This is a genomic window from Anaerotruncus sp. DFI.9.16 (genome assembly GCF_024461615.1).
Taxonomy (GTDB): Bacteria; Bacillota; Clostridia; order Oscillospirales; family Ruminococcaceae; genus Anaerotruncus; species Anaerotruncus massiliensis.
Genome location: NZ_JANFZX010000051.1, coordinates 1 through 21,101, shown reverse-complemented (window position 1 = coordinate 21,101; position 21,101 = coordinate 1). Strand labels below are relative to the sequence as shown.

Below are 21,101 nucleotides of genomic sequence, written 5' to 3'. Positions count from 1 at the left end.
CTCCGCCGCTCGCCGAGCGGCAAATCCAAGACCGCTGTCGGTCGACTACCGACAAACTGCGCCGTTCGATGAGCGGCAAATCTAAAACCGCCGTCGGCCGGCCACCGACAACCTCCGCCGCTCACCGAGCGGCAAATCTAAGTCCCTCCGCAAATAAAACCCGGCGGCGCCGCATACACATGTACTAATTTGACAGGAGAGGTGTGCGGATATGAAGAAAAGGCTCGCGGCGGTTCTATTGAGCGTTTTGATATGCGTCCCGCTGTCGGCGGGGGTCTATGCGGAGGATTTACCGGACATGACCGCGCTTGAGACGGCGGCGCCGGTGGACAATTCCCTGCCGGCGAAATCGGCGATCCTGATCGAGCAGGAGAGCGGGCGGGTGCTCTTTGAGAAGAACGCGGATGAGGTGCTGCCTCCCGCGTCGATCACCAAGGTGATGACGCTGCTGCTCGTCATGGAGGCGCTCGACGAGGGGCGCATCTCAATCGACGACATGGTGACCTGCTCGGAACACGCCGAATCGATGGGCGGCAGCCAGATCTGGTTCAAGGCAGGAGAACAGATGACGGTCGACGACCTTTTGAAGGCGACCGCGATTTCGAGCGCCAACGACGCGTCGGTGGCGCTGGCGGAGATGATCGCAGGCAGCGAGGAGGCGTTCGTCGGCCTGATGAACGAGCGCGCCCAGCAGCTTGAGATGACCAACACCCACTTCGTCAACGCGACCGGGCTGGACGCGGAGGGGCATGTGACGACGGCGCGCGATATCGCGACGATGAGCCGGGAGCTGCTCAAGCATCCAAAGATCACCGAGTATTCGAGCGTGTGGATGTCGGAGCTGCGGGACGGCCAGACCCAGCTGGTCAACACGAACAAGCTCGTGCGGTTCTATGACGGCTGTACCGGGCTGAAAACGGGCACGACGAACGGCGCGGGCAGCTGCCTGTCGGCAAGCGCGACCCGCAAGGGGATGTCGCTCGTCGCGGTGACGCTCGGGAGCCCGACCTCGGCGGAGCGGTTCTCCGCCGCACGGGGACTGCTCGATTACGGTTTCGCCAACTACACCCGCGTCGAGCTGCCGCCGCTCGAGGGGCTGGACGCGGTGCCCGTGCGCCACGGCGTGGCGCAGGAGGTCTCGGTGCTGTCCGAAACGCCGGGCGCGGTGATCGTCAAGGCCTCCGACAAGGACGCGATCGAACAGCAGGCAGAGCTGCTCGAGGATGTGGAGGCCCCGGTCGAGGCGGGGCAGATGCTCGGGAAGGTGACGGTCCGGGTGGGGGAGAGCGTCCTCTGCGAATACAACCTCGTCGCGGCGGAGGGCGTGGAACGGATGACCTTCGGCAACGCGCTCAAGGAACTGCTCTGCCGGCTGATCGCAATGTAACGGGGTTTGACCGCCCGCGGCCGACATGGATTATTTTTGGAATTTTCATAAACCCGGCTTGAAATGGACCGTCAAATAGGGTACAATATGTGTAACAAAGAAGGATTCTGCACGACGTCGAATTGTGCGATTTGTACAATATCCAAGCGGAAAGGAAGACCTGAGATGGCAATGAAGTTGAACACCAGGTATCTCAAAAGTTTTGTGAACGAACATGAGCTCAAAGCGATCGAACCGCAGGTGCTGGCCGCGCACCGGACTTTGACGGAAAAATCCGGTTTGGGCAACGATTACCTCGGCTGGACCACCCTGCCGAAGGATTACGACCGGGAGGAGTTCTCCCGCATCAAGGCGGCGGCCGGAAAGATCCAGTCGGATACCGACCTGCTGCTCGTCATCGGCATCGGCGGCTCCTACCTCGGCGCGCGCGCCGCGCTCGAGCTGCTGCGCTCTCCCTATTACAACAACCTGAAAAAGGATACCCCCGACATTTACTTCGTCGGCAACAGCATCAGCCCCGACTACCTCAACACGGTGCTGGCCCTCTGCGAGGGCAGGCGCGTGTCGGTCAACATCATCTCCAAGTCCGGCACCACCACCGAGCCCGCGCTCGCGTTCCGGGTCTTCCGCGAGCTGCTTGAGCAGCGGTACGGCAAGGAGGAGGCCAGGGGCCGCATCTACGCCACCACCGACAAGGCGCGCGGCACCCTCAAGGAGCTCTCCGACCGCGAGGGCTACGAGACCTTCGTCATCCCCGACGACGTGGGCGGGCGCTATTCGGTGCTGACCGCCGTGGGCCTGCTGCCGATGGCGGTCGCGGGCATCGATATCGACGCGGTGATGGGCGGCGCGGCCGCCGCGATGGACGATCTGGCCGTCGACGACCTGTGCAAAAACGACTGCTACAAGTACGCGGCCTACCGCAACATCCTCTATCGCAAGGGCAAGCAGATCGAACTTCTCGTCAGCTACGAGCCGGCGTTCACGATGATGAACGAATGGTTCAAGCAGCTCTTCGGCGAGAGCGAGGGCAAGGACCAGAAGGGGCTCTTCCCGGCGTCGGTCGTCTTTTCCACCGACCTGCATTCGATGGGACAGTTTATCCAGGAAGGCAGCCGCTGCATGTTTGAAACGGTCGTGGACATCCAAAACTCTACAAAGGACTTCTTTGTCAAGGACGACCCGGAAAACCTCGACGGACTCAACTTCCTTTCCAACCAGAATATGTCGGTCGTCAACCACAAGGCGATGCAGGGGACCATCCTCGCGCACACCGAGGGCGGCGTGCCGAACATGGTGCTTGAGGTCCCCGGGATCAACGAGCATGAGTTCGGCTACATGGTCTATTTCTTCGAGAAGGCGTGCGCCATCAGCGGATACCTGCTGGCGGTGAACCCCTTCAACCAGCCGGGTGTCGAGAGCTACAAGAAAAACATGTTCGCGCTGCTCGGCAAGCCGGGCTATGAGGATCAGCGCGCGGAGCTCGAGGCGAAGCTGGGCTAACAGGACGTTTGGAAACCAAATTTCATATATTGGAGGAATTTCACATGATAAAGCTTATCGTAGGAAACAAAGGCTCCGGAAAAACCAAGCGGCTCATCGGCATGGTCAACGAAGCGGTGACGACTTCCAAGGGCAATGTGGTCTGCGTGGAAAAGGGCAATACCCTGACCTTTGACATCAGCCACCAGGCGCGCCTCATCGACATCGACGACTACGCCGTCAGCGGCTTCGACGCGTTCTATGGATTCTTCTGCGGCCTCTTCGCGGGCAACTACGACATCACGGAAGTGTTTGTCGACGCGACCTTCAAGGTCGGCGGCAAGGACTTTCAGGCGTTCGCCGTCATGGTCGATAAACTCGTAAAGCTGCTGGATCAGAATGGCGCCACGATGACCTTTACCGTCTCCTGCGACAAGACCGATCTGCCCGAGCGCATCCACCAATATATCATCTGATTCCGGCTTAGCCGGCGCCTTGCGGGAAGGAGGCAGCCGCATTCCTTCCCCGGCTCCCACATTTATCATGCGTACCAAACGGCCGCCTTTTTGGGCGGCCGTTTGTCACAGGAAGCCTGAAAACCATGTCTGAACGGAAAGGATGGCGGAGAGATGAAGAAATGTTTGGCATTGCTGCTCTGTACGGTTCTGGTGCTTTCCCTCGGGGGGTTCACCGCCAAGGAGACGGCCGCCGCGGGAAACCCGGCGAAAATCTACCGGGAGGCGCTGGATAAAAGCCTTCAGGGAGACGCCGTGCAGGTCAACACGGCAATCGACACCGCCATGAAGGCGGGCGGCCTCACGATCAGCCTGCGCACCAACGCGACGATCCAGATGAAGGGGGAAGGGGACAGGACGCAGTTTTCGATCGTCATCTCGACGGCGCTGCCCGACGGAGAGGAGAAGCTCGGCTTCTATTATAAGGGCGGATACCTCTATCTGGACGGCGGCCCCGGCGCCAGGCTGAAAGTGCGCGCGCCGATGGAGGCGGCGGGCATGATCGTCAATGAATTCTGCACGCCGACGGCTCCCACCGATGCGCTGAAGAACGCGACCGTCAAGCAGGAGGACGGAAACACCGTGATCACCTATAAGGTCGGCGCGACCGAATTGCAGGCCGCGGCGGGCGACGTGCTGGCGGCGCTCCGGGATGCGCTGCGCGAGGAGGGCCTTACCAACGTCAAGCCCCTGGCGATCACCGGGAGCGTGACGATCGATAAGGACGGCAGGATCGCCGCCGACAGGGCCCAGGTCAAATTCTCAGCGGTGGTCGAGGGCCAGACCGCCATCTGCACCTCGACGATGACCTCCACATACCCCGCGGTGGGTGAGGACTTTGCCGTGCAGTTCCCGGCGGATCTCGCCGGCTACCAGGAGATGAGCGATCTCCCGGCAGCATAAATCAGGATATAAAAGCGGCCGCCCGCAGGGCGGCCGCCGTGCTTTTATTCCTCGGTGGGTTCCTCGCCGTCATCCTGCGCGGCCGCTTCCGGCGCGGCATCCTGGACGGGCTCCTCCGGCGCGGAGCATCCGCAGCCGCAGACATCCTCCTCGTCGTCCTCGTCGACCTGGGTCGCATAATAGTCCAGATCGGACATGTCGTCCATCAGTTCGTCGTCGAGATCGTCGCAGAGCGCGCAGCTGCGGCGTTTAAAATAAGCGGCAAACGCGACGATCGCGCCCGCTATGGCGATCAGAAGGGCAATGGTCGCTATAAAGGTACCTTTTCTCATATCGATTCCTCCTGTAGTGGATAGTTGGGCGTGTAGATGCATCTATTATAATCCATTTCCCGGATAAAGACAAGTCATTACGTTTATTTTGTGCCGGAGCGGGTAAAATATACGATCCCGCGTAAAGACGCAAAAAACCGCCCCGCGCAGCGCGCGGGGCGGTTTTCTCTTTTTATTCGACGATGCTTTTGCCGGTCATCTCCTTGGGCTGGGGCAGATCGAGGAGCTTGAGCATCGTGGGGGCGAGGTCCGCCAGGCGGCCTCCCTCACGCAGTTTCACGTCGCCACAGCCCACCGCGATGAGCGGCACCGGGTTGGTGGTGTGCGCCGTGAAGGGGGAGCCGTCCGGCTCGAACATCTGGTCGGCGTTGCCGTGGTCGGCGGTGATCAGTGCGCGCCCGCCCATCCGCAGGATCGCGTCCACCGTCTCGCCGAGGCATTTGTCCACCGCTTCCACCGCGCGCTTGGCCGCGTTGAAGACGCCGGTGTGTCCGACCATGTCGCAGTTGGCATAGTTGAGGATGATCACGTCGTATTTCCCGCTTTCGATCCGCTTGACCACCTCGTCAGCGACGATGTAGGCGCTCATCTCCGGCTGCATGTCATAGGTCGCAACCTTGGGAGAGGGGATCAGCGCGCGGTCCTCGCCCGGGTAAGGCTGCTCGACGCCGCCGTTGAAAAAGAAGGTGACGTGCGCGTACTTCTCCGTCTCCGCGATGCGCAGCTGGGTGAGGCCCTGGTCGGAGATGTACTGGCCGAAGGTGTTGTCGAGGCTCTCCGGCTTGAAGGCCACCTCGACGTTCGGCATCGTCACGTCGTACTGGGTCATGCAGACGAAGAAGACGTGCTTTTGGCCGCCCTCGCGCTCAAAGCCCTTGAAGTCCGGGTCCACGAAGGTCCGGGTCAGTTCGCGCGCGCGGTCGGGACGGAAGTTGTAGAAGATCATCGAATCGCCGTCGCGAACGCCCGCGTCCTTGAGGCAGACGGTCGGCTCGATGAATTCGTCGGTGACCTCCGCGCCGTAGGATTTCTCCGCCGCGTCGACCGCCGATGGGTTGAAGTTGCCCTCCCCCTTCACGATCGCGTGATAGGCGCGGGAGACGCGCTCCCAGCGGTTGTCGCGGTCCATCGCGTAATACCGGCCGATCACCGTCGCGATGCGGCCGATGCCGATCCGGTTCATCTCGGCTTCCAGCGCCGCAAGGAAATCCACGCCAGAGGTCGGGGGCACGTCGCGGCCGTCCATGAAGCAGTGGACGTACACCTTCTTGAGCCCCGCGTCCTTCGCCAGCCGCAGCAGACCGTAAAGGTGGGTGTTGTGGCTGTGCACGCCGCCGTCCGAGCAGAGGCCCATCAGGTGCAGCGCGGAGTCGTTCTTTTTGCAGTTCTCCACCGCCGCCAGCAGAGCGGGGTTTTGAAAGAAGTCCCCGTCCTCGATCGACTTGGAGATGCGGGTCAGCTCCTGATAGACGATGCGGCCCGCGCCGATATTGGTGTGGCCCACCTCCGAGTTGCCCATCTGGCCGTCGGGCAGGCCCACGTCGAGGCCGGACGCCCCGATCAGCGTGTGGGGGCAGGTGGCCATCAGGCGGTCAATGTTCGGCTTTTTGGCCGCCGCGATCGCGTTGCCGTAGTCCTGCGGGTTATATCCGAAACCGTCCAGGATAATGAGTGCCAAAGGTTTTTTCATCTGCTTTCCTCCTAATGCCCGGGTTTATTTCGAGGCCGCTTCCACGATCGCTGTGAAGTCGGGGGCCTTGAGGGACGCGCCCCCGATGAGCCCGCCGTCCACGTCCGGCTGCGCGACCAGCTCCGCCGCGTTCTTCGCGTTCATCGAGCCGCCGTACTGGATGGTCAGGCCGTCCGCGGCCGCCTGGCCGTAGAGGCCCGCGACCACCGCGCGGATGTAACGGCAGACCTCGTTGGCCTGCCCGGCAGTCGCGGTCTTGCCCGTGCCGATCGCCCAGACCGGCTCATACGCGATGATGACACGCTTGAGTTCCTCGGCGGAGACGCCGCCCAGCGCGACCTTCGTCTGAAGGCCGACGATCTCCTCGGTGATCCCCTGCTCCCGCTGCGCGAGCAGCTCGCCCACGCAGAGGATGACGGTGAGGCCCGCGTCGAGCGCCGCGCGCACGCGCTTCTGCACCGTCTCGTCCGTCTCGCCGAAATACTGGCGGCGCTCGCTGTGGCCGATGACCACATATTTGACGCCCATCTCTGCGAGCATGTCGGCGGAGATCTCGCCCGTGAAGGCACCCGATTTCTCCCAGTGGCAGTTCTCGGCGCCCACGCCGATGTTGGTCCCCTCGGTCAGCGCGAGCGCGGTCTCAAGGTTGGTGTAGGGCACACAGATCACGACGCCGCAGCCGGCGTCCGCGACCATCGGCTTGAGCTCTTCGATCAGGGCTTTCGCCTCGGGGCGGGTCTTGTTCATCTTCCAGTTGCCGGCGATGACGGCCTTGCGCAGGTTCTTGTTCATAGTATGTCCTCCTGTATCGTGATGTATTGATGACGGTGTTCGGGCCGCGGCGGGAAACCCGCGCCTCGCGCGGAACGCAAAACTTTGTTTTGCGTACAAACGGCGTAGCCGTTTGGTTTCCCGCCCCCGCGTGTGCGGATGGGGCGCGGGAGGCTGAAAAAGGGCGGGCTGACGCCCGCCCTTTTGGTGGCTCTTATTTGTCGTTGAGGGCCGCGATGCCGGGCAGCTCGAGGCCTTCGAGGAACTCGAGGGAGGCGCCGCCGCCGGTGGAGATGTGGGTCATTTTGTCGGCATAGCCGAGCTTGGTGACCGCCGCGGCCGAATCGCCGCCGCCGATGATCGAGACCGCGCCGCTCTCGGCGACCGCCTCGGCGACCTTGAGGGTGCCCTCGGCGAACCGCTCGAACTCAAAGACGCCCATCGGGCCGTTCCACACGACGGTGCCGGCGTTCTTCACGGCGCCGCAGAAGAGCTCGATCGTCCTGGGGCCGATGTCCATGCCCATCCAGCCGTCGGGGATGTCGTCGCTGTCGACGATTTTGATGTCGCAGTTGGCATCGAACTTGTCGCCCGCCTTGTTGTCGACCGGCAGCAGCAGGCTGACGCCCTTGTCCTTCGCCTTCCGGAGCATCTCGCGCGCCAGGTCGAGCTTATCCTCCTCGCAGAGGGAGTTGCCGATCGAATGGCCCTGCGCCTTCATGAAGGTGTAGGACATGCCGCCGCCCACGATGAGGGTGTCGACCTTCTCGAGGAGGTTGTTGATGACGCCGATCTTGTCGGAGACCTTCGCGCCGCCCAGGATCGCCACGAAGGGGCGCTTGGGGTCGGAGAGGGCCTTGCCCATGATGGTGATCTCCTTCTGGATGAGGAAGCCGCAGACGGCGGGCAGGTAATCGGCGACGCCGGCGGTCGAGGAATGGGCGCGGTGCGCCGAACCGAACGCGTCGTTGACATAGATTTCCGCCAGCGAGGCAAACGCCTTGGCGAGATCGGGGTTGTTCTTGGTCTCGCCCGCCTCGAAGCGGACGTTCTCGAGCAGGAGCAGCTCGCCGGGCTTCAGCGCCGCGGCCTTGGCCTTCGCGTCGTCGCCGACGACGTCCTTGGCCATCGCGACCGGCTTGCCGAGCAGCTCGCTCAGGCGGGCCGCCACAGGCGCGAGGGAGAACTCGGGCTTCACTTCGCCCTTCGGACGTCCGAGGTGGGAGCAGAGGATGACTGCCGCGTTGTGGTCAAGCAGGTACTTGATGGTCGGCAGGGCCGCAACGATGCGCTTGTCCGAGGTGATGACGCCGTCCTTCAGCGGGACGTTGAAATCGCAGCGGACGAGTACCTTTTTGCCGTTTACGTCGATGTCCTCCACCGACTTTTTGTTGTAAGAGGTCATTGAAATAGCCACCCTTCATTTTATGTAAATTGGCATAGACTTACCCGGTCGATTGATGCAGATTGCATAACCTGAAACCATGAATATTTTAATGCAACAACCCGCATTTTGCAAGGGCTTTTGCCCATTTTCCCTGCTTTGAACAGCCATGCCGCAAGGTTTGACGTTTTCTTTGGGGATTTTTGCACACGACATGTGCAAAAAGCGCCTGCGGCGCCCTCAGCCCCGGATGAAATCCTGCTCCCGCGCCCGGGTGTTGATCCGTTTTTCCCCGCGCACGATCACGCCCGCGACCTTCGGACCCGAGTTGATCGCGATCGACGCTCCCGCCAGGTAGCGCGCCTTCGGCGCGTGTCCGAACTTTTTGGCGACCGCCTTGTAAATGTCGTCCCCGTACTGCTCCACCGAGCCGCAGATGATCGCCGTCGGCGCCTTTTTGTCCACCGCGCGGCCGTAGGCGTAATCCACAATGTGCGGGACGACGTTTCTGTCCCCGCGCACCTTCTCCACCACCGTCGTCACCCCATCCACGATCGATATGATCGGGCGCAGGCCGAGCACGTCCCCGACAAACGCGGACGCCGCCGGGATACGGCCCGATTTCCGCGCGTATTCGAGCGAGTAGGCGGCGAAGATGATCTCCACCGTCGCGTAGAAATCGTCGAGCCAGGCGGTGATCTCCTCCGCGCTCCTGCCCGCCTTGATCATCTTGGACGCCTCGACGATCGGGTAGCCGTAGCCCAGCGTGTAGGTGCCGGAATCGAGCACGGTGATGTTCATCTTCCCCTCCGCCTCGGGGTGCTCCTTATAAAACTGCCGCTTGCCGAACACCGCCGCCTCGAACATGTTGGAGCCCACCGAGGTGATCGTCGTGTTGATCACGTCGGTATAGCCCTGCTCGAACGCGTCGAGGTACGCCTGCTGGTAGGTGATCGACAGGATGTGGCTCGTCACGGGCAGCTCCTTTGCCGCCGTCAGCCGCTCGTAAAATTCCCGGGTGGTGAAATCCACCCGCTCAAGATAGCCCTTGCCGTCGATCGCGATCGGGATCGGCAGCATGACGATGCCGCCCTCCAGCAGGTCGGCGTCGGAGATATCGCTCGCGGAATCGGTCATCAGCAGGATCCTCTGATCCGTCGTCTTTTTCTTTCCCATCTGTTTCTCCCATCACAAAGGGACCGCGTCCCAGTCGTATTTCGTCAGCTTTCCATGGTTTTGGAGCGCCGGGAATCCCCACTGCCGCAGCGTCTCGTAGGCCGCCACCGCCACCGTATTGGAGAGGTTCAGGCTGCGCGCCCCCGCGATCATCGGCAGGCGCACGCAACGGTCCGGGTTCGCGCGGAGCAGCTCCTCCGGCAGGCCCGCGTCCTCCCGGCCGAACACCAGGTACGCGTCGTCCGGGTAGGCGATATCGGTATAGGTCCGGCGGGCTTTCGTGGTGAAATAGTAGAACTCGCCCCGCGGGTTGCGGGAAAAGAATTCCGGCGTGCTCTCATAGGTGGTGATGTCGAGCAGGCGCCAGTAGTCCAGACCGGCGCGCTTGAGCTTCGCGTCGGTGATCTCAAAGCCCAGCGGCCCCACCAGGTGCAGCCGCGCCCCCGTCGCCGCGCAGGTCCGCGCGATGTTCCCCGTGTTCTGGGGAATCTGCGGTTCGATCAGGACGATATTCAAAACGGACATTCCGGCTTTTCCAGCTCCCTTTTTCTGTCGTGCAGGCGCGCCTGCTGTACCTTATAATTTACCATTTTCTTCACAGTTTAGTCAAGTATCCGCCAGTTTGCGGCGCGCTTCCGCAGGGTTTTTGAAAAAATATTTTTTCTCCCGGCGCGTTCGTTGCGTTTTTCCGCAATTTCCGCCCCGTTTTCCGGTACGGGTGAAAGGATGTGGCCTATGAAACCCTCTCTCAACACGCAGAGGCGGAGGGCCTTCTGCGTCTATATGGCGCGCGGCTTCCCGCCCGAGGAGGCCGCGCGTAAAGCGGGCTTCGGCGCCGGAGACTGCGGCATGCAGTCAGCGGCGCTGCTGGGCGATGCGAAGGTGCGCCGGTCGATCGCCCGGCTGCGAAAGGAGCTCTCCTTCGGCGCGCCCGCGTCGCTCGCGCGGGCGGGGCTCGAACGCATCGCGCTGGGGGACGCCGCGGGCGCGCTGCCGCTGCTTTCCGGCGAGGGAGGCCCGGCCTCCACCGCCGACCTCTTCCACGTGGCCGAGGTGCGGCTCCCCAAGGGGGGCGGGGTGGAAATCAAGTTCTGCGACCGGCTCAAGGCCCTTTCGCTGCTCGCGGAGCTCGACGGCGGCGAGCAGAACGCGGCGGGCTCCCTGCTCGCGGCGCTCGCCCGGTCGACGCAGGCCCCCGCCGACGACCCGCGCGCGGAGGACGGGGCAGATGGGTGATTTCACCCGGTTTTCCCAAAAGCAGATGACCGCGCTCACCTGGTGGAGGCCGGGAAGCCCCCATGAGGCCCGCGACGCGGTCATCTGCGACGGGGCGGTGCGCAGCGGCAAGACGTTCTGCCTTTCGCTCGGGTTCCTCCTCTGGTCGATGACAGGCTTTGACGGGCAGTGCTTCGCGCTCTGCGGCAAGACGGTGGCCGCCCTGCGCCGCAACGTCGTGTCCCCGCTGCTTCCCTGCCTGCGGGAGCTCGGCTTTTCGGTGAAGGAGCGGCTTTCCCGCGGCGTGCTTGAGGTTGCCTTCCAAAACCGGCGCAACCGCTTCTACCTTTTCGGCGGGCGGGACGAGGGGAGCGCCGCGCTCATCCAGGGGGTCACCCTCGCGGGCGTGCTGCTCGACGAGGCCGCGCTCATGCCGCGCTCCTTTGTCGAGCAGGCCGTGGCGCGCTGCTCCGTCGAGGGCGCGCGGCTGTGGTTCTCCTGCAATCCCGAGCATCCGCAGCACTGGTTTTACACCGAGTGGATCCTGAAGGCGAAGGAAAAAAACGCCCTCTATCTGCACTTCACCATGCGCGACAACCCCTCCCTCTCCCCCGCCGTCCTGCGGCGGTATGAGCAGCTTTACTCCGGCGCGTTCCGCGAGCGGTTCGTCCTGGGCAGGTGGACCGCCGCGCAGGGCGCCGTCTACCCGATGTTCGACCCGCTCCGGCATGTGGTGGATTCCGCGCCGGCCTGCTCCCGCTATTTCATCTCCTGCGACTACGGCACCGTCAATCCCGCCTCCTTCGGGCTGTGGGGGGAGGCGGGCGGCGTCTGGTACCGGCTGGCGGAATACTACCACGACTCCCGCAGGATGGGAGAGCTGAGGACCGACGAGGAATATTACGCCGCGCTCGAAGCGCTCGCCGGGGACCGGCCCGTCGAGGCGGTCGTCGTCGATCCGTCCGCCGCGAGCTTTCTCGCCTGCATCCGGCGGCACGGCAGATTTACCGCCCTGCCCGCCAAAAACGATGTGGCGGACGGCATCCGGCTGGTGAGCGAGCTGCTCCGGGAGGAAAGGCTCCGCTTCTGCGCCGGGTGCGCCGACACGATCCGGGAGTTCGGGCTTTACCGCTGGGACGAGCGCGCGGGGCGGGACGCGCCCGTCAAGCAGAACGACCACGCCATGGACGACATCCGCTACTTTGCCGCCACCCTGCTTGCGCGCGGGGAGCCGGGCTGCGCCGCCGCCGCCGCGGCGCGGGGATGAGGGGCGGGGCCGCGCCGGACCGGAGGGACGGCGGGCGCGGGCCGCCGCAGGCGGCGCGCGCTCCCCGCGCGAAGCGCGGGGCGGCCCCGCGGCGGCGGATGCGCGCCGGGCGGGGATGGATACGCCGCCGGAGGGCGGCGGCAACGAAAGGGGGCGCGGGGGAAAACATCTGGTTTGCCCCCGCCCCGAGGGGAGGATCAATTTGAAAATCAGGGATTTTTTCCGGCGGGGGGAGGCGGCGGTCAGCGTACAGACCGCCCGCGAGCCCTGCCGGGGCTGGGACGGCCTGCTGCCGCTGGCCACGCCCGACTGCGCGGTCTATGACGGGCTGCGGCGCGCCATCCCGGTGATCGACGCGGCGATCGACAAGATCGGGCGGCTGGTCGGCGGGTGCGCGCCCGTCTGCTCCAACCGCGCGGCGCAGGCCGAGCTGGAGGCGTTTTTTCGCGGGGTGCCGGTCGGCGCGGTCTCGTGGGGCATGGAGAGCTTCGTGCGCTGCTATCTAGACAGCCTGCTCACCTATGGAAACGCGGTCGGTGAAATCGTGGTCGCGGCGGACGGGAAATCCGTCGCCGGGCTCTATAATGCGCCGCTGCGCGACATCGCGTTCCGGGACGCGGGTTCGCCCTTCGGCGTGCAGGTGTGCGCCGCGAAGGACGGGCTTTCCCCCGTTCCCGTCCCCTGGCCCGAGCTCATCGTCTTTTCGGCGCTGAACCCCGCGGCCGGGGAGCTGCGCGGCACCTCGCTGCTCGCCGGGCTGCCCTTCGTGTCCGACGTGCTGATGAAGATCTACGCGTCGATCGGGCAGAACTTCGAGCGGATCGCCAACCTGCGCTACGCCGTGACCTACCGTCCCGGCGCCAACGCGGTCGACCGGGCGTGCGCCAGAGAGATCGCGGGGAACATTGCACGCGAATGGGCCGACGCGATGGATTCGGTCAAGCAGGGGGCGATCAAGGATTTCGTCGCCGTGGGGGACGTGGACATCAAGGTGATCGGCGCGGACAACCAGATGATCGGCACCGAGGTGCCGGTCCGGCAGATGCTCGAGCAGATCGTCGCCAAGCTCGGCGTGCCGCCCTTCCTGCTCGGCCTCAACTGGTCGACCACCGAACGGATGAGCGCGCAGCAGGCGGATATCCTCACCTCCGAGCTGGAGAGCTACCGCCGTCTGCTCACCCCCGTGCTCATCCGCATCTGCACGGTCTTTCTGCGCCTGCGGGGCTACGCCTGCGGCGTGGACATCGCATGGGACAACATCAACCTCCAGGACGAGCTGGAGCTTGCCAACGCACGCCTGCAGAATTTGCAGGCCGACAAGCTCGCGCGGGAACTGGAGCGGACGGAGGAGAACCGATGAAACAGGCAGTCATCCAAAAGGCGGCGGATACCCCCGCGACGGGGGAACAGCTCGCTAAAATCAACCGCTTTTCCCGGCGGGAGCTCTCCGCGGAAGAGGTCTATGTCTTTTCGCTCCTGCTCTGCGACAACGAGGTCGACCGCGACTACGAGCGGTTCCCCGCCGCTTCGCTCGAAAAGCTGGCGGCGCTCTTTGTGGGAAAGACGGGCATCTTCGACCACAACCCGCGCGGGGAAAACCAGACCGCACGCATCTTCGAGACCGCCGTGGAGACCGACCAGGGCCGTTTGACCGCCGCCGGGGAGCCCTACGCCGCGCTGCGCGCGTGGGCCTACATGGTGCGGTGCGACAAGAACGCCGATCTTATCCTCGAGATCGACGCGGGCATCAAAAAAGAGGTCAGCGTCGGCTGCGCCGTCGAACGGGCGGAGTGCTCGATCTGCGGGGCGGACGTGCGGGAAAGGCCCTGCGCCCACGAGGCGGGACAGGAATACGGCGGCGCGCTCTGCTGGCACGAGCTTCGAAACCCCACCGACGCCTACGAATGGTCGTTTGTCGCGGTCCCCGCCCAGAAGCGGGCCGGGGTCACCAAGGGCGCGCATACCGCCGGGGAGGACCTTGTCAAATCGCTCGAGGGGGGCGGCGGGGTGACGCTCGGCCACGCGCAGGCGCTTGCGCTGGCAAAGCAGCTCCGGGAGCTCGGCGCGCTCGCCGAGGCCGGACGCGCGCGGCTTATGGAAAAGCGGAAGGAGTTCGTGCGGCTGGCGGCCTTCGCGCTGCCCGCGCTTGACGCGGCCGCCGCCGAATCCGCCGCCGCGGGCATGGACGAAGGACAGCTCGACGCCTTCTGCAAGGGGTTTGCGGGGAAGGCTCCCGCCTTTTTGCAGCTCGGCGGGAAACCGGAAAAGCCGTCCGACAACGGTGCATTTTGTATTTGACAGGAAGGATGAAGCATATGGCAAACTACCAGAATATCCGGCTCGACAAGACGATGTACAAGGCGGGGGTCCCCTTTTCCGACCAGCTCGAAAAGCTCGATCCCTCCGCCGCCTACGCCGGCACCGAGCTGGCCGGGCTCGACGCCTTTCAGCGCCAGCTCAAGCGGTTCGACATCAGGGTGAGCGGTCCCAAGAGCGATACGATCGCCAAGTTCTTCGGCACGAGCGATTCCGCCGCCCTCTTCCCCGAATATGTGGCGCGCGCCGTCCTGCAGGGCATGGATGAGAGCGCAGTGATCCAGAGCATCATCGCGTCCAAAACGGTCATCAATTCGCTCGACTACCGTACCATCACCACCGCCGACGGGCACGACGTGTCCGCTTCGGTCGTCGCCGAGGGCGCGGCCATCCCCGAGACGGTCATCAAGCTCAAGGACAATCTCGTCCGGCTCACCAAGCGGGGCCGTATGCTCGTCGCCTCCTATGAGGCGGTCAAGTTCCAGCGCATCGACCTCTTCTCGATCACCTTAAAGCAGATCGGCGCCTACATCACCAAGGCCCAGCTCGCCGATGCGGTGAACGTGCTGATCAACGGCGACGCACCCGACGACGCCAACGGCAACGCCGCCGAGGTCGTCAAGACCGCCGAGGCCGGCAAGCTCTCCTACGACGATCTGCTCGCCCTGTGGGGCAGGTTCAGCGACTTCCAGATGAACACGCTGATCGCCTCCCCCGACATGATGCAGAAGCTCCTAATCCTCACCGAGCTGCGCGACCCCGTCGCCGGGCTCAACTTCACCGGCAGCGGCATGATCGGCACCCCGCTCGGCGCGAACGTCATCCGCTGCGCCGCCGTGCCCGCCGGCACCATCGTCGCGCTCGACAAGAACTTCGCGCTCGAGATGGTTACCGCCGGCGACATCACCGTCGATTACGACAAGCTCATCAACACCCAGCTCGAACGCGCCGCCGTCACCTCGACCAGCGGGTTCGCCAAGATCTTCCCCGACGCGGTGAAGGTCCTGACGCTCAAGACCGCGTAAGGCGAGGCGCGATAAGCGCGCCGGAGGGCGTGCGGCGGAGCGGCGGAAAACGCGCGGGCCCGGGGAAACGGGCCCGCGCAGCCGGGCGGGGCGAAGCCCCGGACGGTCGGACGCCGGAGGCGGCCGGTTTTCCGCCGCGCAATGGGGGTGCGGGGGAAATGTGTTCCCCCGCCGTGAAAAGGAGGCGTTTTATGGATACGGAAGCCATTTTCAACCGATTTGTGCGGCTGGCGGGGCTGGATGCGGACGGGGCGGAGGGCTGGAAGCCGCTCTGCGCGGCAGCGGCAGCGCGACTGGCCGAACGCCTGCTGCCGGGCGCGGACGAGGCGGACGAGCGGCTGCTGCTCGCCGCCGCCGGGGAGGCCTGCTACCAGTATGCGCTCTCCCGACAGAACGCGCAGAGCATCCGGGTGGGGGATGTTTCCCTCTCCCCGGCGGAGGACGGCCTCGAGGGGACGCGGCTGCTGCGCGACGAGCTGCTCGCAGGGGCCGCCGGTCTCCTGGACTGCGGATGCGCGTCCTTCAGGCAGGTGGAAGCATGAGCATCGCCGGGGCGGTGACGGCCGCCATCAGGCAGTGCGGCCAAGAGGCGGCGCTCGAGCAGGACGGGGCGGTCTTCCGCTTCTTCGCCTGCGTGCAGCCGCGCGCCTACGACACGCAGGCGCGCACCCAGAACATCCAGTCGCGGTTCGGGAAAATCGACCCGCGGCAGTTCATCTACTACGGGCCGCTTTCGGGCGGCGGCGAGCGGGTGCGGGAGGGTTCCATCCTCACGGTGGGGGGCGACCGCTATGAGATTCTGCTCTGCCACGATTTTTACTGCGGCGGCCATCCGGCGTTTCGCTGGGCGGCGGCGCGGCTGGTAAGGGAGGAATCCGAAACATGACTGATCCGCTGACCGGCCTGCGTGCGGAGATGGCCGCCTACCTGCGGGAGAGCCCGCTTCTCGAAGGGATCGCCATCCGGGAGGAGTTCCCGGGCGGTTACAAGGGGGTCCCGACCCGGCAGGCCTGCGTGGCGGTCGGGATTTCCGGCGTCGAGCGCGCCGCCGCGCCGGGGGGACGGGTGAAGCTCACCCTGCGGTTCGACATCCTCTGCCCGCCCGGCGGAAATCCCGGCTGCCATGGCCTCTTCGACCGGCTGTGCGGCGCGCTCTTTTTCCAGAAGAACGCGTTCGGCACGGTGGAAATCCACTGCGGGGATGCCGCGTTCGATCAGGAGACCGGCTGTCTCGTGCTGACCGCAGAGGCGGTCCTCGCGGGGCTGCTCCTCCCGAATGAGGACGCGGAGGGCGAAGGATTCGCCGACATCATCATCAAGGCAAAGGAAGTGTGACCCTATGATCAAACGACCTGATTCCATGCGGCCCGGGGTCTTTATCCATACGAGCGTGCGCCCTTATGCGGGCGGCTGTCCCGCCGGGCGGGGCGTCGCCGTCGCCGCGCGGGCGGGCGCCGGTTATTCCGGGACCGGCGTGGCCGAGCTCTACACGCTGGCCGACGCCGCGGCGTTCGGCACGGAGAGCGTCCTCTACGGCATGGCGCAAACGCTGCTTGCCGCGGGCGTCGTCCCGGTTTACGCCGCCGCGGCCGGTGAGGACTACGCCGCCGCGCTCGCCGCGCTGGAAACCGAGGAAAATCTCTTCGCAGTGGTGTGCGACGGGGGCGCCGAGGCGCTCTGCGCGCATGTGGACGCCTGCTGCGCGGCGGGAAGGGAGCGGGTGGGACTGCTCGCGGTTTCGGGGGCCGAAGCGGCCCGCGAAACCGCCGCCGCGGCCGACAACCGCCGCGTCGCCGTCCTGTGCGACGGGGGGACGAACACCACGCGCACCGCGGCGGCGTTCGCGGCGGCCCTGGCCGCCGCGAACGCGGGCAGCCTTTCCGGCCTCGCGGTCCCGCTCGACATCCCCTTCGACGGCGGGCTTACCGCCGCTGAAACGGAAGAATTGCTGCGCGCGGGCGTCACCCCCTTCGAGCGGTGCGGCGGCGAGGTGCGGTGCGTGCGCGCCGTCACCACGAGCCGTACGGTGAACGGGCTGCCCGACAGCACCTTTTCCGCCCTCTCCACTGTGCTCGCGGTGGACGAGGTGGTCGGCGCGGTGCGCCGCGCCGTCCGCGCGCGGCTGCGCGGGCTCAAAAACAACGCCGTCACGCGGGAGAGCATCGCGTCGCAGATCACCGTCGAGCTCGAGCGGGAGCGCGCGCTCGGCGTGATCGACAGCTACCGGCCGCCCCGGGTCGCCGCCCACCCGGACGACGCGTCCCTCTGTGTGGCGACGCTGTCGCTGCGGGTCGCACCCGAGATCAACCAGATCGTGATCGCGGCCGACATCGTGGTTTAGAGCGGAAGGAGGACAAAATGGCATTTATCAGTTTCCCGACAAGCAAGGACATCTACATCGAGGTGGACGGCCGCCGCCTGGCCACCGCCCAGAGCTACAAGGCCAAATCCACCCGCGAGAGCCGCTATGTCGAGGCGTTCGGTTCGGCGGAGCCGGTGGGCACCGTGGGCGGGCGCATCCGCCACGTGCTCGAGCTTGTGCGGGTGATCGTCTCCCCCGCCTCCGACGTGGACTTCTTTTCCCTCGAAGACTTCAACGTCGTCATCGTGCGGCCCGACGGCAAGATCATCTATTCCGGGTGCCAGTGGTCGGCGATCGGCGAGGACGCCCCGCTGGGCGACCTTGTCTATGAGAGCCTCACCCTCGTGGCGCGCTCGCGCATGGAGGTGCGGGCGTGAGGCGGGGCGCGGCGGAGCGTTTCACCGTCCCCTTTGAGGGGCGCGGCGTCCATTTTTGCAGGCAGAACGCCGCCCAGCGCCTTTCCCATCGCCAGCGCGCCTGCGCGATGATGCCCCGGCTCGGAAAGCGGGGGCTGGGCGGCGAGGAGGCCTACGCGCTCGCCTACAACTGCGTGCTGCTCTGGCAGACGCTCGACGGGCCCGACCGGCTGCGCACCCCCGCGGGGGCGCTGCGCCGGTACACCCTCGGGCAGATCGCCGGGCTCTGCCGCCTCTACTGGGCGCAGGGGGACCTGCCCTTCGGCGGGGCGGAGGAGGACAGCTTCGACCGGGAGGAATATTCCTTCAACGAGAGCTTTTCGGAGGAGGAATTTCCATGCTGAACCTCGACGCCGAGCTGGCCGAAAACCTCAAGGTCTATTCCGACTACACGAAATCCCGCACGGCGGTCAACTACCCCGCCAAAATGGACGTTCCCATGGTGTGGGATCGCTATCTGGACACCGCGCGGCCGGTGGGGGACGGGCTCTCCACCGGGCAGGCCGCGTACACGCCCGCCCTGCCGGACTATGAGGCCGCGGGGTTTGAGGACGCCTCCCCCGCACCGGTGGGGTGGCGGGTCTCCGGCGAGGGGGAGGGCGGCCTGCTCGGGCAGCTCAACGACCGCCTCAAAACCCAGGCCCGGCGCTACCCGCACCCGATCACCAACGAAATGGAGGACTTCTCATGAACAGGATGCAGTATGGGGAGTTCGTTTTCCCGCACAATCCCCGGCGGATCGAACTGAGCTATACCGGGGCCCTCGCGCCGCAGGTCTTCCCCGGCTGCGGCGCGGCGGTGCAGGAGCTCGGCCCCCGCTGCCGCGTCGCAAGGTGCGAGGGGGAGGTCTTCGCCCCCACGCCCGAGGGTGCGGCGGCAAAGCTCGCGGAAATCTCCGCGGCCTGCACGGGCGGCGGGTTCGCCCTCCTCTATCTGCCCGCGGGCGGCAGCTTTGAGGCCGCCGTCTCCCGCTTCGCCTACACGGCGCAGGGGGACGGGCGGGTGCTTACCTACACGCTCGAATTCGTCGAGCGCGCCGCACAGAGAGAGGTGGGCGCATGGCCGAACTGACCGGCGAATGGTCCTGCACGGTGAAGGATTCGGCGGATAACGCCGTTTTGCTGCCCGCGCCTATTGAATGGGAAATCGTCAAATCGCTCGACTCGCCCGCGCACTCGTTCGAGGGGATTTTCCCCTGCGCGCATGCCTGCGGCGACCTGCGCTCCGTCGAGGTGAAAATCGGCGGGCGGACGCTCTTTTCCGGCAGGCTCGACGAAGCGGCGGTCACCGAGGACGCGGACGGGCGGCGGCTCAAGCTGATCGCACGCAGCATCGGCGCGGTGCTGCTCGACAACGAGGCCCTGCCGCAGACCTATACCACCGGGCTTTCCCTCACCGAGCTCTTCGACGAGCACATCCGGCCCTACGGCTTCTCCACACTGATCACCGACTTCGACGTCTTCTTCAACCAGTACCAGATTTTGAAGGGGACGAGCGAATGGGAGGCGCTTTCCAACTTCTTTCGCAACGGGAGCCAGGGGATCGCCCGCATCGACGACGCGGGACGGGTCGTCTGCAAGATGAATCCCGGCGAGGGAAGCTTCCATCGGATCTCCAACCGGGACGCGGGGGCCCAGCGGTACACATGCCTCAAGATCACCGACAACCGCTACTCCCCCATCACCCGGTTCGTCATCCGCGACGACGACGGCGCGTACAGCTACGCCTACAACAACCCCGAGGCCTCCGCGCTCGGGCTCGTGCGCAAACGGTACCTCATCCCGTCGGTCGAGTACACGCTGACCCCCACCGGCGGCCAGATCGACGCGATGCTGCGCATCCGCCGTTCGATGCTCGGCAAGCGGGTGGTCACCGTCACCTGCCCCGGACTGCTCGATATCGCGGTCTGCGACACCGCGTCCGTGTCGGGCGGATATGAGACCTTTGAGGGGCTGCTGGTGCACCAGGTGCGGCACCGGCTCGCTTCCTCCGGCGCGTCGACCGAGCTCACGCTCGTCGACCGCGGCTACCTGTAGGAAAAGGAGGGCGTATGATGGACGCTTTGCTCATTGACGGCGGGCACCTCTGCGATTCTCTCGGAAGCCCCGTCATGGTCGGCGGCGAACGGGAGCTTTTGCAGCGCGCCGCCATCCGGCTCGCGGTGAGGCGGGGAAGCCTGCCCCACGATCCCGCCTTCGGCAGCACGCTGCACCGCCTCGACACGGACGGCCCCGCCGGGGCCCGCGACGCGCGGGCGCTCGCCGCCGCGCGCCTGGCGCTCGCCCCCCTTCCGCAGTTCGAGGTACGCGCGGCGGCGTGCGCGTGGGAACCCGGCGCGCGGCGGCTGACGGTGCGGATCACCCTCGCGCTGGCGGGGCGGGACTATCAACTGGAGGTGGACGTATGAACGAACAGGAGTTTTACCGCGCGATGACCGCGCGTTACAGCGCGCTTTCCGGCTTCGTCCCCGACGAGGCGTCGGACATCGCGCTGCGCTTTCACGCGCTGGCGGGCGAGCTCGCGGACTTTTCCGCGCGGCTCGACGAGGCCGCGCGGCAGTCCGACCCGCTGACCGCGAAGGGCGAGGCGCTCGACGCCCTCGCCGCGCTGCGGGGGATTTCCCGCAGGCCCGCCGCGCACGCCGCCGGGGAACTCACCTTCACCCGCGCGCCGGGAACGGCCGGGGAGGTTCCGATCCCGGCGGGGACCGCGTGCGCGGCCCCGGACGGGCGGGTGTATCTCACCACGGACGCGGGAAGCATCCCCGCGGGGAAGACGTCCGCCACGCTGGCGGCGCGGGCCGCCCTGGCGGGCCGCGGCGGCCACGCCGCCGCGGGCCGCGTCACGCTGCCGCGCCGCC

The 21,101-nt window shown here is 65.6% G+C and carries 26 protein-coding genes; 20 read left to right on the top strand and 6 right to left on the bottom strand.

Going from position 1 to position 21,101, the window contains the following annotated elements; translation table 11 throughout:
* Positions 1-211: 211 nt before the first annotated feature.
* The 4 genes from NE609_RS14030 to NE609_RS14015 all read left to right on the top strand — a co-directional run bounded on the left by NE609_RS14030 (position 212) and on the right by NE609_RS14015 (position 4,287).
* The gene (locus NE609_RS14030) at positions 212-1,387 is read left to right on the top strand and encodes a D-alanyl-D-alanine carboxypeptidase family protein (protein ID WP_256152855.1); all 1,176 of its coding nucleotides are present in this window, start codon (positions 212-214) and stop codon (positions 1,385-1,387) included.
* A gap of 165 nt (positions 1,388-1,552) precedes the next feature.
* Positions 1,553-2,890, top strand: a complete 1,338-nt coding sequence (locus NE609_RS14025; RefSeq protein ID WP_256152854.1) for a glucose-6-phosphate isomerase — start codon at positions 1,553-1,555, stop codon at positions 2,888-2,890.
* A gap of 44 nt (positions 2,891-2,934) precedes the next feature.
* On the top strand, positions 2,935-3,345 hold the full coding sequence (locus NE609_RS14020) for a hypothetical protein (protein ID WP_101548870.1): 411 nt from the start codon (positions 2,935-2,937) through the stop codon (positions 3,343-3,345).
* 153 nt (positions 3,346-3,498) lie between these two features.
* The gene (locus tag NE609_RS14015; RefSeq protein ID WP_256152853.1) at positions 3,499-4,287 is read left to right on the top strand and encodes a hypothetical protein; all 789 of its coding nucleotides are present in this window, start codon (positions 3,499-3,501) and stop codon (positions 4,285-4,287) included.
* 44 nt (positions 4,288-4,331) lie between these two features.
* Here NE609_RS14015 and NE609_RS14010 read toward each other — a convergent pair whose 3' ends face one another.
* The 6 genes from NE609_RS14010 to NE609_RS13985 all read right to left on the bottom strand — a co-directional run bounded on the left by NE609_RS14010 (position 4,332) and on the right by NE609_RS13985 (position 10,165).
* Positions 4,332-4,619, bottom strand: coding sequence for a hypothetical protein (locus tag NE609_RS14010; protein ID WP_121587708.1), 288 nt, complete (start codon positions 4,617-4,619; stop codon positions 4,332-4,334).
* Positions 4,620-4,791: 172 nt separating this feature from the next.
* Positions 4,792-6,309 (bottom strand): 2,3-bisphosphoglycerate-independent phosphoglycerate mutase, encoded by a 1,518-nt coding sequence (gene gpmI / locus NE609_RS14005; RefSeq protein WP_256152852.1) that lies wholly within the window; start codon positions 6,307-6,309, stop codon positions 4,792-4,794.
* 24 nt (positions 6,310-6,333) lie between these two features.
* Entirely contained in the window at positions 6,334-7,101 is a 768-nt protein-coding gene (tpiA, locus tag NE609_RS14000; protein ID WP_101548475.1) for a triose-phosphate isomerase, read from the bottom strand.
* Between the two features lie 193 nt (positions 7,102-7,294).
* On the bottom strand, positions 7,295-8,485 hold the full coding sequence (gene pgk, locus NE609_RS13995; RefSeq protein WP_121587705.1) for a phosphoglycerate kinase: 1,191 nt from the start codon (positions 8,483-8,485) through the stop codon (positions 7,295-7,297).
* A gap of 219 nt (positions 8,486-8,704) precedes the next feature.
* Positions 8,705-9,640: a DegV family protein gene (locus NE609_RS13990; RefSeq protein ID WP_121587704.1), complete on the bottom strand. Its 936-nt coding sequence runs from the start codon at positions 9,638-9,640 to the stop codon at positions 8,705-8,707.
* A gap of 12 nt (positions 9,641-9,652) precedes the next feature.
* A complete protein-coding gene (locus NE609_RS13985; RefSeq protein ID WP_101548471.1) occupies positions 9,653-10,165 on the bottom strand; it encodes a tRNA (cytidine(34)-2'-O)-methyltransferase in 513 nt (170 codons plus the stop codon).
* Between the two features lie 210 nt (positions 10,166-10,375).
* Here NE609_RS13985 and NE609_RS13980 point away from each other — a divergent pair, with 210 nt between their 5' ends.
* The 16 genes from NE609_RS13980 to NE609_RS13905 all read left to right on the top strand — a co-directional run.
* The gene (locus NE609_RS13980) at positions 10,376-10,876 is read left to right on the top strand and encodes a terminase small subunit (RefSeq protein ID WP_256152851.1); all 501 of its coding nucleotides are present in this window, start codon (positions 10,376-10,378) and stop codon (positions 10,874-10,876) included.
* Entirely contained in the window at positions 10,869-12,122 is a 1,254-nt protein-coding gene (locus NE609_RS13975) for a PBSX family phage terminase large subunit (RefSeq protein ID WP_256152850.1), read from the top strand. The genes NE609_RS13980 and NE609_RS13975 overlap by 8 nt, the downstream gene beginning before the upstream one ends.
* Positions 12,123-12,324: 202 nt before the next feature.
* Positions 12,325-13,482, top strand: a complete 1,158-nt coding sequence (locus NE609_RS13970; RefSeq protein ID WP_256152849.1) for a phage portal protein — start codon at positions 12,325-12,327, stop codon at positions 13,480-13,482.
* A complete protein-coding gene (locus tag NE609_RS13965) occupies positions 13,479-14,420 on the top strand; it encodes a hypothetical protein (RefSeq protein WP_256152848.1) in 942 nt (313 codons plus the stop codon). Before NE609_RS13970 ends, NE609_RS13965 begins: the two co-directional genes overlap by 4 nt.
* A gap of 17 nt (positions 14,421-14,437) precedes the next feature.
* Positions 14,438-15,463, top strand: a complete 1,026-nt coding sequence (locus NE609_RS13960; RefSeq protein WP_256152847.1) for a phage major capsid protein — start codon at positions 14,438-14,440, stop codon at positions 15,461-15,463.
* 191 nt (positions 15,464-15,654) lie between these two features.
* Positions 15,655-16,005, top strand: a complete 351-nt coding sequence (locus NE609_RS13955) for a hypothetical protein (protein WP_256152846.1) — start codon at positions 15,655-15,657, stop codon at positions 16,003-16,005.
* Positions 16,002-16,349 (top strand): hypothetical protein, encoded by a 348-nt coding sequence (locus tag NE609_RS13950; RefSeq protein ID WP_256152845.1) that lies wholly within the window; start codon positions 16,002-16,004, stop codon positions 16,347-16,349. Before NE609_RS13955 ends, NE609_RS13950 begins: the two co-directional genes overlap by 4 nt.
* Positions 16,346-16,798 (top strand): hypothetical protein, encoded by a 453-nt coding sequence (locus NE609_RS13945; RefSeq protein WP_256152844.1) that lies wholly within the window; start codon positions 16,346-16,348, stop codon positions 16,796-16,798. Before NE609_RS13950 ends, NE609_RS13945 begins: the two co-directional genes overlap by 4 nt.
* A 4-nt stretch (positions 16,799-16,802) precedes the next feature.
* Positions 16,803-17,804 (top strand): phage tail sheath subtilisin-like domain-containing protein, encoded by a 1,002-nt coding sequence (locus tag NE609_RS13940; RefSeq protein WP_256152843.1) that lies wholly within the window; start codon positions 16,803-16,805, stop codon positions 17,802-17,804.
* Positions 17,805-17,821: 17 nt separating this feature from the next.
* Positions 17,822-18,202 carry a hypothetical protein gene (locus NE609_RS13935; protein ID WP_121587145.1) on the top strand — a complete coding sequence of 127 codons (381 nt, stop codon included), beginning with the start codon at positions 17,822-17,824 and terminating at the stop codon, positions 18,200-18,202.
* Positions 18,199-18,585: a hypothetical protein gene (locus NE609_RS13930; protein ID WP_256152842.1), complete on the top strand. Its 387-nt coding sequence runs from the start codon at positions 18,199-18,201 to the stop codon at positions 18,583-18,585. Before NE609_RS13935 ends, NE609_RS13930 begins: the two co-directional genes overlap by 4 nt.
* The gene (locus tag NE609_RS13925; RefSeq protein WP_256152841.1) at positions 18,579-18,932 is read left to right on the top strand and encodes a hypothetical protein; all 354 of its coding nucleotides are present in this window, start codon (positions 18,579-18,581) and stop codon (positions 18,930-18,932) included. The genes NE609_RS13930 and NE609_RS13925 overlap by 7 nt, the downstream gene beginning before the upstream one ends.
* Positions 18,929-19,312 carry a hypothetical protein gene (locus NE609_RS13920; protein ID WP_256152840.1) on the top strand — a complete coding sequence of 128 codons (384 nt, stop codon included), beginning with the start codon at positions 18,929-18,931 and terminating at the stop codon, positions 19,310-19,312. The genes NE609_RS13925 and NE609_RS13920 overlap by 4 nt, the downstream gene beginning before the upstream one ends.
* Complete coding sequence (locus NE609_RS13915) at positions 19,300-20,277, top strand: hypothetical protein (protein ID WP_256152839.1); 978 nt, start codon at positions 19,300-19,302, stop codon at positions 20,275-20,277. The genes NE609_RS13920 and NE609_RS13915 overlap by 13 nt, the downstream gene beginning before the upstream one ends.
* A 17-nt stretch (positions 20,278-20,294) precedes the next feature.
* Positions 20,295-20,648: a hypothetical protein gene (locus tag NE609_RS13910; protein WP_256152838.1), complete on the top strand. Its 354-nt coding sequence runs from the start codon at positions 20,295-20,297 to the stop codon at positions 20,646-20,648.
* Positions 20,645-21,101: baseplate J/gp47 family protein (locus NE609_RS13905; RefSeq protein WP_256152837.1), on the top strand; the 457-nt coding region annotated here is incomplete at its 3' end. The genes NE609_RS13910 and NE609_RS13905, both read left to right, overlap by 4 nt.